Annotated in this window: 11 protein-coding genes; 7 read left to right on the top strand and 4 right to left on the bottom strand. The window is 63.8% G+C overall.

Translation table 11 applies throughout. The features are described from left to right. Positions 1 to 21: 21 nt before the first annotated feature. Positions 22 to 1527 (bottom strand): CoA-acylating methylmalonate-semialdehyde dehydrogenase, encoded by a 1506-nt coding sequence (locus tag B5T_RS21360; protein ID WP_014996611.1) that lies wholly within the window; start codon positions 1525 to 1527, stop codon positions 22 to 24. Between the two features lie 190 nt (positions 1528 to 1717). On the opposite strand from B5T_RS21360, the gene B5T_RS21355 reads away from it, so the two are divergent. Beyond that, entirely contained in the window at positions 1718 to 2620 is a 903-nt protein-coding gene (locus B5T_RS21355) for an AraC family transcriptional regulator (RefSeq protein ID WP_014996610.1), read from the top strand. Between the two features lie 108 nt (positions 2621 to 2728). On the opposite strand, the gene B5T_RS21350 is transcribed toward B5T_RS21355, so the two are convergent. From B5T_RS21350 to B5T_RS21340, 3 genes are read right to left on the bottom strand one after another with little or no spacing between them, the layout of a single operon-like run. Then, a complete protein-coding gene (locus B5T_RS21350; RefSeq protein WP_014996609.1) occupies positions 2729 to 4129 on the bottom strand; it encodes a GTPase/DUF3482 domain-containing protein in 1401 nt (466 codons plus the stop codon). Then, the gene (locus tag B5T_RS21345) at positions 4126 to 5484 is read right to left on the bottom strand and encodes a DUF2868 domain-containing protein (protein ID WP_014996608.1); all 1359 of its coding nucleotides are present in this window, start codon (positions 5482 to 5484) and stop codon (positions 4126 to 4128) included. Before B5T_RS21345 ends, B5T_RS21350 begins: the two co-directional genes overlap by 4 nt. A 46-nt stretch (positions 5485 to 5530) precedes the next feature. After that, positions 5531 to 5776 (bottom strand): hypothetical protein, encoded by a 246-nt coding sequence (locus B5T_RS21340; RefSeq protein WP_014996607.1) that lies wholly within the window; start codon positions 5774 to 5776, stop codon positions 5531 to 5533. 388 nt (positions 5777 to 6164) lie between these two features. On the opposite strand from B5T_RS21340, the gene B5T_RS21335 reads away from it, so the two are divergent. From B5T_RS21335 to B5T_RS21310, 6 genes are read left to right on the top strand one after another with little or no spacing between them, the layout of a single operon-like run. Then, positions 6165 to 8963, top strand: coding sequence for a monovalent cation/H+ antiporter subunit A (locus B5T_RS21335; protein ID WP_014996606.1), 2799 nt, complete (start codon positions 6165 to 6167; stop codon positions 8961 to 8963). Beyond that, on the top strand, positions 8963 to 9334 hold the full coding sequence (locus B5T_RS21330; RefSeq protein WP_014996605.1) for a Na+/H+ antiporter subunit C: 372 nt from the start codon (positions 8963 to 8965) through the stop codon (positions 9332 to 9334). Before B5T_RS21335 ends, B5T_RS21330 begins: the two co-directional genes overlap by 1 nt. After that, the gene (locus B5T_RS21325; protein WP_014996604.1) at positions 9334 to 10824 is read left to right on the top strand and encodes a monovalent cation/H+ antiporter subunit D; all 1491 of its coding nucleotides are present in this window, start codon (positions 9334 to 9336) and stop codon (positions 10822 to 10824) included. The genes B5T_RS21330 and B5T_RS21325 overlap by 1 nt, the downstream gene beginning before the upstream one ends. Further along, a complete protein-coding gene (locus B5T_RS21320; RefSeq protein ID WP_014996603.1) occupies positions 10821 to 11309 on the top strand; it encodes a Na+/H+ antiporter subunit E in 489 nt (162 codons plus the stop codon). Before B5T_RS21325 ends, B5T_RS21320 begins: the two co-directional genes overlap by 4 nt. Then, positions 11303 to 11572 (top strand): K+/H+ antiporter subunit F, encoded by a 270-nt coding sequence (locus B5T_RS21315; protein WP_014996602.1) that lies wholly within the window; start codon positions 11303 to 11305, stop codon positions 11570 to 11572. The genes B5T_RS21320 and B5T_RS21315 overlap by 7 nt, the downstream gene beginning before the upstream one ends. Positions 11573 to 11589: 17 nt before the next feature. Next, a complete protein-coding gene (locus tag B5T_RS21310) occupies positions 11590 to 11922 on the top strand; it encodes a Na+/H+ antiporter subunit G (protein WP_014996601.1) in 333 nt (110 codons plus the stop codon). Positions 11923 to 11985: the final 63 nt, after the last annotated feature.

Here is an 11985-nt window from a genome sequence, read left to right as displayed (position 1 = left end):
GGAGCGGGCTCGCCGGCAAGGTTATTTCAGATGGATGGTCATGTTCGGGCCGCTGTGGGTGGCGTCGGCGATATCATCGTCAAACCAGCGGCTGGTGACGGTCTTGGTCTCGGTGTAGAACCGCACCGCCTGCTTGCCGTAGGCGTGCTGGTCGCCGTAGAAGGACCCTTTCCAACCGGTGAAGCTGAAGAACGGCAGTGGCACCGGAATCGGAATGTTGATGCCGACCTGACCGACTTCCACTTCATGCTGATATTTACGGGCAGCGGCGCCGCTGGCGGTGAAGATGGAGGTGCCGTTGCCGTAGGGGCTGTTGTTAACCAGCTCGATGGCTTCTTCCAGCGTATCCACGCACACGCAGCACAGCACCGGGCCAAAAATTTCTTCGTTATAGATGCTCATTTCCGGCTTCACGTCGGTGAACAGCGTGGGGCCGACCCAGTTGCCGTCCGGCAGGCCGTCCACAGTGCAGCCGGAGCCGTCCAGCAGGCAGGTGGCGCCTTCTTCCTTGCCCTGTTTGATCAGGGTGAGGATGCGTTCCCTGGCCTTCGGACTGATCTGCGGGCCGTAGGCGGCACCGGCGTCGTCCCAGGCACCCGGACGCACCTTGGCGAACTCTTCCTTGATGTCGTCGATCCACTGTTTGGAATCACCGACGAACACCGCCACGCTGATCGCCATGCAGCGCTGACCGGCGGCGCCGCAGGAGGAGCCCACCAGATTGCCGACCACCTGGCTCTTTTGCGCGTCCGGCATGATCACCATGTGGTTCTTGGCGCCGGCGAAACACTGGGCGCGCTTGAGATGCTCGGTGGCGGTACGATAAACATGCTGGCCCACCGGCACGGAACCGACGAAGGACACCGCCTTGATCTCCGGATGGGTGAGCAGGGTATCCACTTGCTGCTTGCCGCCGTGCACCACCTGCAGCACGTTCTTCGGCGCGCCGGCTTCCAGGAACAGTTCCGCCAGCAGGTTGGGGGTCATCGGGTCCTGCTCGGAAGGCTTGAGCACGAAGGTGTTGCCGCTGGCAATCGCCATCGGGAACATCCACAGCGGGATCATCGCCGGGAAGTTGAACGGGGTGATGCCGGCGCACACGCCCAGCGGCTGGATCCAGGAATGGGTGTCGATGCTGCGGGCCACGTTCTCCACCGTTTCGCCCATCATCAGGGACGGGATATTGGCGGCCTGTTCGACCACTTCGATACCGCGCCAGACGTCGCCCTTGGCGTCCTCGAAGGTTTTACCGGTCTCCTTCGCCAGCACCTTGGCGATATCGTCGTGGCGTTCTTTCAGCAGGGCCTGATAGCGCATCATCAAACGGGCCCGTTCGGTGACCGGTACTTCACGCCATTCCTCGAAGGCGGCCTTGGCGGCGGCGATGGCCTGTTCCATTTCCTCGCCGGTGGCCGCCGGGGCCTCGCACAGCACTTCCTGGGTGGCCGGGTTGGTGACGGGAATCCAGGTATCGGTGGCGCTTTGTGCGAACTCACCGTTGATCAGTTGAGGCAGTCGGGTGGACATAACGCTCTCCAAATAATTATTAGGGGTATTAACGGGCCACGCGCGCCGAGCCCGGGCGCTCCTTCGGAGCGAGGTGGCACCATCATGCTGCTGCACGGGGTGGCGTTTCCAACAGTATGGCTACTGTGTATCACAGGGTGAGGGGCGGTAAGATAGCGGCAATTGACTATACCTGGATAAAATTGCGGTCATGAGTGACATTCTTACCCCACCAGTGGAAACCTCCCGCTGGCCATTGCCGAAGACCGGGCGGCGGGTGGTGATCCCCCATGCGCTGGTGACGGAGCTGGCGGAACACCCGCTGTGCCGGGACTGCATGCCTCATGGTGTCGGCTTCTATCCCGCCGCCGCCGGCCACCATATGGGGCGTGCCGAGCCGCGGGATCATCTGGTGATTTATTGCCTGGCGGGATCCGGCGTGGCGGAACTGGAGGGACGGCGCAAGCCGGTGCGGGCCGGGGATGTACTGTTGTTACGGGAAGGCCAGCGTCACCGTTACCGGGCCAACCCTCAGGACCCCTGGACTATCTACTGGGTGCACCTGGGCGGCGCCGAGGTGGATACCTATTTCAACGAAATCCTCAGTTCCCCGGACGGCTTCACCGCCACCGTCGGGCAGCACTCGCGGCTCACCGAGGATCTGGAGCTGTTGTTGACCACCGTGACGCGCTTCCGTCCCCATCACTTGATTTACGCCGCCAATCTGCTCAAGAGCCTGCTCTCTTTCATGGCGTTGATGCGCCGCCAGCGCCAGGCCCGCAATGTGGCGCTGGATGTGCCGCGGATCCAAGCTTGGTTGCAGGCGCATCTGCATCAACGCATCGAGCTGGAACAGCTGGTCAGCGCCACCAGTGAACTGTCGCTTTACCACTTCATTCGCGAATACAAACGACAGACCGGGCAGACGCCGATGCAGGCGTTCCAGCATTTGAAGATCACCCGCGCCTGCTATCTGCTCGACATCACCGATCTCAGCATCGCCCAGGTGGCCGACGATCTGGGCTATGACGACCCTTACTATTTTTCCCGTCAGTTCAAAAAAGTGATGGGGGTGGCGCCAAGGGACTACCGGCGCGAGAGGTCGGAGCGCTGACGGGACGGTTCTCCGCGTGCTGACGAATGGGGCCCGCGCCCAAAAATTCGCCTGCAGGGCAGGCTCCTACAGCCACTTTGTAGCAATAGTTGGGCTCAACCTGCCACGTCACTTCCGCCGCCACTGCAGAAACGCTTCCCCCGCCTGAGCCACCGCCTCGCGTAAAGCCTGCCGGCGCTTTTCGTCCTGATGACGAGTGCTTTGCTGCAAGGCTTTCTGCAGTGCGTGGCGCTGGCTGCGGGACAGGTTATCTAGCCAGTGACTGTCGGCATTGTCCAGGGTCAGCGGGTCGCGGCCGGCGTGATTGCGATCGGTGATCTGATACCAGTGTTGCAGGGCGCGGCCGAGCACCACATAGCCGAATTGCGGGTCGCGCAGCGGGCCGAAGCGCGCCTCGCGGCCGCCGGAGGACAGCGGGCCCAGATTCAGGCGATCCAGTTTGCTGGAATAGTAGAGGCTGCCGGCGGCGCCGAGCACGCCGCCGATCAGGGCGCCGGCGCCCAGCGTGTGGCCGGCGGTGAGGGCGTCCACGCCAGCGCCACCCAGAGCGCCAGCGCCGAAGCCGGCGGTGGCCAGATAGGCCCGGCTGACGCCCCAGGCACGGCGTTCCCGTTCGCTGAACAGGTCGTGCCCGGGTTCCCATTCCAGGTGCTGTTCCTGCCGTTGCAGATGGTGGTGCTGATAAAGCTGCTCCACTTCCCGCCGCAGTCGCTGCTCCCGTTTGCGTTGCCAGTCCTGCCAGCTTTGCCGCAGCCGGACCTCCAGGGCGGAGCGGCTGGCGTCTTCGCCGAGGCGGGCGCTTTCGGCATGGCCGAGCATGTCACTGAGAGCATCGGCGATCAGTGCCCAGGCTCGCTTCTGGCGATGCCGGCGTTGCTCCCGGAGATGTTCGACGGCTTGCTCCAGAGCGGTTTCCCATTGAGGAGCCAGCTGTCCGAAACTGCGCAACAGACTCAGATGGGCTTCGAACGGCGCGGTGACCGCGTTGAAGTCGCGGACGATGCGGAAGTACTGCCCCAGGGCGGTTTGCCACTGCTCGCCGTGGTCGTCCCCGCCGATGCGGTTGATCAACGCCAGGCTGGGCTGGCCGGTCCAGCGCAGAATTTCCATCTCCGCTTCGTGTTCCTGGTGATAGGGCACCGAACCGTCCACCACATAGATGATGCCGGCACCGTCGAGAATCGGCGTCAGCAGTTCGCACTCGTCGTGAAAACGCGGATCGTCGCGGTGCTGATTGACGAAGGCGCGTACCGTGTCGGGCCGATCCGAGGCGGAGTGGCTGTGCGCCTGCAACCAGGCCAGCACCCGGCGGGGGCGCTGGAACCCGGGGGTATCAATCAGTTCGTAGAGCAGATGGCCGTCCACGCTCAGCGGGTAGCGCTCGCTGTCACGGGTGGTGCCCGGCTCCAGGGCGATGGCCACGGCGTCGTTTTGTGAAAGCGTGGCGACGATGCTCGATTTGCCCTTGTTGGGATGCCCGACCACGGCGAAGCGGGGAGCGGGGGTCATGAGGGCACCTCCGGGGCGCGGCACAGGCGCAAATGGGCATGTTGCCGCCGGTCCACGAACCGGCGCCACTGGGCCAGAGTGTCGTCGGATAAAGCACCGCCCGGATCGGCGGCCAGGGGAACCAGGGCGATCACGGTGTCCTCGCCCCATTGTTGGCGGGCGTCGTCGAGAAAGTCCGCCAGCTCGCCGGTGGGCGGTTCCCAGCCCTGGGCCAGGATCAGTACCGGTTCGCGCCTCTGGCCGGCCTGTTCCAGCACCGCCCGATCATGCTCCAGGCTGGCGCTGCCGCCTGCTGCCAGCCGCAATGGGGCACGCTCCCCACCAGCGAGCGCACTGAACAGTCCGTCATCGGCGAGGCCTGCGCCAGCCCAGTGGATTACCGTGCCACTTTCCGGCAGCACGCCATCGGCCGCCTTGCCCTGATCCAGTTCCGGCGCCGGGGTGGCATTGCCGGCGCCGGTATCCACCCACGGCTGTTCAAAGCGTTGACGCAGGGCCGCCATACCGGGATGCCGGGCCAACAGCCGCTTTGCACGCCAACGTAACTGGGCACGGCTCAAGGCCAGGAACACCAGGCGGGGCAGCACCACATAGACCAGCCAGACCATGGCCAGGAATGCCCACCAGGCGCCGAGCCGGGCCGGATCGGCGGGCGTTTGATCGCTGATACGGAAGAACCGGGATTGCTCCACCAGTTCCAGCGACGGCACCGCCGGCGGCAGCCATTGCCGCCATGGCAAGGCCAGGGCGTGGGTGAGTTCGTGGTAGGCCGGGGCGGAGGTTTGCAAGGTGGTGCTCCAGCCGAACGCCAGATCACGCACCACCACCTGCACCAGCAGGGTCAGCAGCGCGGCGATCGCGAACGCGAGCCCGCCGCTGTGCGCGACCCGGGCCGCCAACGGTGGCTGCAGATCACGCAGGGCGGCAGGCGTGGCGCCGGCGCGATCCAGCAGCCGCCCCCAGGGGCGCCAGCCGATTCCCGCCTGCATCGTGGTCAGGATCGCCAGAGCCAGTTGCAGGGCGGCGAAGCCGAGCAGCAGGGTGACGTTGATGCGCTGGCTGCCATCGTAATAAAGCAGCCCGAGCATGGTGAGCACACCGAGTACCGCGCCGCCGAGAACGAACAGCACGCGGGCCCGCCGCCAGGTGCGCAGACGGGGATCGTGGCCGCCGCCGACACGGTCGGCGCCCAGGGTGCGTAACCAATCCTCGGGGAGTGGCGTGGAGCCGTCCCGCTGTTGCGCCTGCAGCGCCAGTTGTCGGTCCCGGCGATGGAGAAAGTCCGGGCTCTGGCGCTGATCCCGCTGGTATTGATCGTCAAAATCCAGCAGCAGGCGCAAGGGGGAGTAGGGCAAAGTGAGCGTCCGTTCCGGGGTTACAGTGATGTATCGAGCAGCGGGATCACCGTCTTACCGGAATGGTGTAGCTGATGTCGTCCTGACCACAGGCGCCGCAGGCGTTGCCGAATTCACCCTGATCTTCCCCGGCGGCGTTGAAACCGTTCACCGGATTGTAATCCATGGTGCAGACGGTGGGCCGCTTATCCGGACAGGCGGTGGCGCCCTCCGGCAGATTCGCGGAGGGGGTGCTGGCGCAACCGGTGGCGAACAGGGTGGCCGCGGCCGTAACGAACAGAATGCGGTGCATGTGATTCTCCTTGCTTCAAACAGCTACAAACGGGGCCCGGCGTCAGCCCATGAATCGGTCGCCGGTGATTCGGTGGTCAGCAACAGTGCCACCGAACCGATAGTGTAGTACGAGATACGGCGATGGCGACAATGGTCGCCGTCGACCCCGTATTTTCAAGTGATGAATTCATGGCATACTGCGGATTCACTGAGTCATGATCGAAGCGATGAACTGCCGTCTGCCTGATTCCGCTCATACCCACAGCCCGGTGGATTGCCCCCGCCGCGGCCGTCGGCCCTATTTCCCCGATCCGCCGGTCGTTTTCGCTTAACCGTTTCCTGTTATAGACGGTTCTCCCGTACTCTTGGGTGCTCCTCGCCCGAAACGACAAATCGACGGATAGTCTATGAACCTTGGGTTTCTGGTTTTGCTGCCCTTTCTCGGGGCGGTGCTGCCACCGTTGGCCGAACGATGGCGCTTTTCGCGTCCGGCGCTGTCCTGGGCGGCGGCGGCATTGCCTCTGGTGGCACTGGGGTTGCTGTGGTTCCACGGCCGCCGGGTGTTCTCCGGTGAGACGGTACGTCAGTTCGTACCCTGGATGCCGGATCTCGGCCTGAATCTGGCGTTTCGCCTGGACGGCCTGGCGTTGCTGTTTTCGCTGCTGGTGCTGGGCATCGGCCTGCTGATCATTCTTTACGCCCGTTACTACCTCTCCGCCAACGAAAAGGCGGGGCGTTTCTACGCCTTCCTGCTGTTGTTCATGGGGGCCATGATGGGGGTGGTGACCAGCAACAACCTGCTGCTGCTGGTGGTGTTCTGGGAACTGACCAGCCTCAGCTCTTTCCTGTTGATCGGATTCTGGTATCACCAGACCGATGCCCGTAAAGGCGCGCGCATGGCGCTGTCGGTCACCGGCATGGGTGGGCTGGCCCTGCTCGCCGGCGTCATTCTGATTGGCCAGGTGGTGGGGTCCTACTCCCTGGACGATGTGCTGGCCAGCGGCGATCTGATCCGCGGCCACGCGCTTTACCCGCTGATTCTTTGTCTGGTGCTATTGGGGGTGTTCACCAAGAGCGCCCAATTCCCGTTCCATTTCTGGTTGCCTCACGCCATGTCGGCGCCGACACCGGTCAGTGCCTACCTGCACTCCGCCACCATGGTGAAAGCCGGGGTGTTCCTGTTGGCGCGTTTGTACCCGGCGCTGTCCGGCACCGACCTTTGGTTCTTCCTGGTCACCGGCGCCGGTCTGGCCACGCTGCTGTGGGGGGCCATCTGGGCGCTGTTCCAGCATGATCTCAAGGGACTGCTGGCCTATTCCACCATCAGCCATCTGGGCCTGATCACCATGCTGTTTGGCCTCAATGCCCAACTGGCGGCGGTGGCGGGCGTGTTCCACATTATCAACCACGCCACCTTCAAGGCATCGCTGTTCATGGCGGCGGGGATCATCGATCACGAGACCGGTACGCGCGACATGCGGCGTATCAACGGTCTGTGGAAGTACATGCCGTACACGGCGGTACTGGCGATGGTGGCGTCGGCGGCCATGGCCGGGGTGCCGTTGTTGAACGGCTTCCTGTCCAAGGAGATGTTCTTTGCCGAGACCCTGGATTCCGGCCAGTTGGGGAGCCTGAGCTGGATTCTGCCGCTGGGCGCGGTGCTCGGCGGGGTGTTCTCGGTGGCCTATTCCGCCCGCTTCATTCATGACGTGTTTTTTAACGGCGAGCCCATCGATCTGCCCAAATACCCGCCCCATGAGCCGCCGCGCTATATGAAAGTGCCGGTGGAAGTGCTGGTGGCCTTGTGTCTGGCGGTGGGAGTCTTCCCGTCGCTGACGGTGGCGGCTCTGCTCGAGGTGGCCGCCCGTGCCACCCTGGGCGGCACCTTGCCGGACTATCATCTGACCATCTGGCACGGGTTCAATGTGCCGCTGATGATGAGCATCGTAGCCCTGGTGGGCGGCGTGCTGGTGTACAGCCAGCGTCTCCGGTTGTTCGCGCTGAATGACCGGCTGCCGCGCCTCGACGCCAAACTGGTGTTCGAAGCCCGCATGCAGTCCCTGGCCAGATGGTCGGCCACCGTCAGTAATACCCTGCGTAACGGTTCCTTGCAGAGCTACACCGCCTGGCTGTTGATGGTGGTGGCGCTGGTGTTGGTGACGTCGGTGACACGGGATTTGCTGGCCGGTGGCGACCGCGACATGCTGCCACTGGACGGCGTGGCGTTGCTGTGTGGCGGCATGCTGATCGTCGCGGCGATCCTCACCACCGTCCTGCACCGCCACCGGATGACCGCGATCATGTGTCTGAGCGTGGTGGGGCTGGTGGTGTCGCTGATGTTCGTGCGCTTCTCGGCGCCAGATCTGGCGCTGACGCAGTTGTCGGTGGAAGTGGTCACCATTTTGCTGCTGATGCTGGCGATGTACTTCCTGCCGGTGCGCACCCGCCGTGAATCCTCCATGCCGCGTATCGGCCGGGATGTGGTGCTGTCGCTCCTGGTGGGCGGTGGTGTCGGCATTCTCGCCTTCATGATGATGACCTCCGGGGTCGATTCGATCAGCCCGTTCTTCCTGGAAAACGCCAAACCCGGCGGTGGCGGCACCAATGTGGTCAATGTCATTCTGGTGGATTTTCGTGGTTTCGATACCTTCGGCGAGATCATCGTGCTGGGCATCGCCGGCATGGGCATTTATGCCCTGCTCAAGGATCTGGAGCTGTACTCGCCGCAGACCGATTCACTCGGGCGGCCCTGGGCCAAGGATGCTCACCCGCTCATTCTGGTCACCATTTCGCGGCCGCTGCTGCCCCTGGCATTGATGATCTCGGTGTACATCTTCCTGCGCGGGCACAATCTGCCCGGCGGTGGTTTCATCGCCGGTCTGATTACCTCGGTGGCGCTGGTGCTGCAGTACGTGGCGTCCGGGGTGGCGTGGATGCATCGCCGCATTCCCGGCGATTATCACCCGGTGGTCGCCTTGGGCGTGCTGCTGGCCGGGTTTACCGGTGTCGGTGCCTGGTACTTTGGCCACCCGTTCCTGACCAGCGCCTTCTGGCATGTGCATTGGCCGGTGGTGGGCGAGTTCGAGGTGGCCACCGCCATGCTGTTTGATACCGGGGTGTTCCTGACCGTGGTTGGCGCCACTTTGTTGATTCTCGCCAACCTGGGCAAATTGTCCTTGCTGGACGACAAGGGAGGGGCTCGCTGATGGAAGCGTTGGTCGCAATCATCATCGCTGTCCTGGTGGGCAGTGGTGTTTATCTGGTGCTGCGGGCGAGGACCTTCCCGGTGATTCTGGGGCTGACCCTGCTCAGCTACGGCGCCAATCTGTTTGTGTTTATTTCCGGCCGGCTCAAGCTGGACCAGGTGGCGGTGGTGGGGCAGAGCGCCGATCCCACCGATCCCTTGCCCCAGGCCCTGGTACTGACCGCCATCGTCATCGGCTTCGCCATGACCGCCTTTCTGGTGGTGCTGGCGCTGCGTGCGCAGGGGGAGTTGGGCTCGGATCACGTCGACGGACAGCGCGATGCGCTGGACGGCGAGCAACAGGATGAGCAACAGAATAAGGGGAGCCGCTGATGTCGAACTGGATCATGGCTCCGATTCTGATTCCCGCGCTGGCGGGGATGATGTTGCTGCTCGAGGTTCGTGAACGCCACTGGTTGCGCCGGGTGACCGGGCTGACCGCGACGCTGGCGCTGGTGCCGGTGAGTATCATGCTGTTCCGGCAGGCCGCCACCGGTGACATTCAGGTGTATTCGCTGGGGGACTGGCCGGCGCCGTTTGGCATCGTGTTGGTGCTGGACCAGCTCAGTGCGCTGATGGTGCTGCTGACCTCGGTGCTGGCGGTGCCGGCGTTGCTCTACGCCAGCCACGGTGACGATCGCCTGGGCCCCAACTTCCATTCGTTGTTCCAGATGCAGTTGATGGGTATCAACGGGGCCTTTCTTACCGGCGATCTGTTTAACCTGTTCGTGTTTTTCGAGGTCTTGCTGATTGCCTCTTACGGTCTGGCGCTGCATGGGCGCGGGCCGGCACGGGTGCGCGCCGGGTTGCATTATGTGGTGCTCAATCTGATCGGTTCCGCGGTCTTTTTGCTGGCGCTGTCGCTGATCTACGGTGCCACCGGCACCCTGAACATGGCGGACTTCGCCGCGCGGGCCGCTGAACTGGAGGGGCCGGCGCTGACCTTGGTGAAAGTGGCCGGTCTGTTGCTGTGTGTGGTGTTCGGCCTGAAGGCGGCCCTGTTCCCGCTGTACTTCTGGTTGCCGGCCACCTATGCCAGTGCCACCGCCGGTGTCGCAGCGTTGTTCGCGGTCATGACCAAGGTCGGCATCTATGCGCTGCTCAGGATCCATGGCTTGGCGTTCAGTGACGGCGCCCTGGCCGGTCTGGGTGATATGGCCCTGTGGACCGTGTCCCTGCTGACCCTGGGGCTGGCCACGGCGGGCGTGTTTGGCGCCCGGCGATTGGGGGAACTGGTGGCGTACCTGGTGGTGATGTCGGTGGGGACGCTGGTGGCGGCGCTGGCCTGGGGCACGGAAGAGGCGATCAGCGGCGCGCTGTTCTATCTGCTCCACTCCACCTTGATTTGCGCCGGCCTGTTCCTGCTTGCCGATCTGGTGTCACGGGGACGGGGGGACGCTGGCGATACCCTGATGGCGGGGCCGCGTCCGCCCGCGGCGGGCCTGCTGGGCGCGTTGTTCTTTATCGGTGCCGTGGCGGTGACGGGGCTGCCGCCGTTGTCCGGCTTCCTCGGCAAGGTGATGTTGCTGCAGGCGGTACCCGCGCCACTGTACTGGGTGCTGATACTGGCGGGCGGGCTGCTGACGGTGGTTGGCCTCAGCCGTGCTGGCTCCACTTTGTTCTGGCGAGCAGGGGAACCGGTGGCGGATGTGGTGCTCAGCAAGGGACGGCTGGCGGCGGTGATCGTGCTGCTGGCCATGGCGCCGGCCATGGTGTTGTTGGGCGGGCCGTTGTCGGCGCTCACGGAGTCGGCCGCCGCCCAGTGGGCGCAGCCTGATCTGTATATCCACGCGGTCCTGGGCTATCCGGGAGGTGCACAATGATCCGCAAGCTTTACCCGTTCCCGACCCTGAGCGTGTTTCTACTGCTGATGTGGCTGTTGCTCAGCGGCTTCAGCGCCGGCCACCTGGTGCTCGGCGTGGTGCTGGCGACGGTGCTGCCGCTGGGTACCCTGCCGTTCTGGCCCAATGTGCCGAGGCTGCGCAATTTCCACAAACTGGTGCTGTTCGTGCTGATGGTGCACTGGGACATCATCGTCGCCAATCTGTCGGTGGCCCGGCGCATTCTGGGTTCGCCGAAGAATCTGCGCCCGGCGTTCGTCGAGGTGCCGCTGGACATCAAGGACGACTTCGCCATCACCCTGCTCACCAGCACGGTGTCGTTGACGCCGGGCACGGTAAGCGCGGATATCAGCGCGGACGCCAGCCGCATGCTGGTGCATGCCTTGCACGTGGAAGACGAAGCGGTGCTGGTTGAGCAAATAAAACAGCGCTACGAGCGGCGTCTCAAGGAGATCTTCGAATGTTAGAAACGGCCATCGCCATCGCGTTCGGACTGTTCGTGGTGGCCCAGATGTTGAATCTCTACCGTCTGCTGCGGGGGCCGAGCCTGCCGGATCGGGTGCTGGCGCTGGATACCATGTATGTGAACAGCATCGCACTGATCGTGCTCTACGGTTTGTCCAGTGGCAGCAAGCTGTATTTCGAGGCGGCCATGCTGATTGCCCTGATCGGGTTTGTCAGTACCGTGGCCGTGGCCAAGTACATGACCCGTGGCGACATCATCGAATAAGCCGTGAAGGAGCTTGAATGGATATCGTGATCGAATACATCACCGCGATTTTTCTGCTGATCGGCGGGGTGTTCGCGTTGATCGGCTCCCTGGGGCTGGTGCGTCTGCCGGATTTCTTCCTGCGCCTGCACGGTCCGACCAAGGCCACCACGCTGGGCGTGGGTGGCACCATCATGGCGTCGCTGGTGTACTTCTCCTGGAGCGAGCATACCCTGCACCTCCATGAGATTCTGATTACGCTGTTTCTGTTTATTTCGGCGCCGGTGTCGGCGCACATGCTGGCCAAGGCGGCCATGCATCGGGAGCTCAAATACCGCGAGGACACCCGCGGCAAGCCCTGGAAACAGTAGAAGCAGTTGTTCAGCGCGGTCCCTACGGCTTCGTAGTCCGGTCTGTGGGACACTGCCGGCCGG

The sequence above is a fragment of the Alloalcanivorax dieselolei B5 genome (assembly GCF_000300005.1).
GTDB classification, from domain to species: domain Bacteria; phylum Pseudomonadota; class Gammaproteobacteria; order Pseudomonadales; family Alcanivoracaceae; genus Alloalcanivorax; species Alloalcanivorax dieselolei.
The sequence above is the reverse complement of the archived record's forward strand: the minus strand, read 5'-3'. Positions and strand labels throughout refer to the sequence as shown.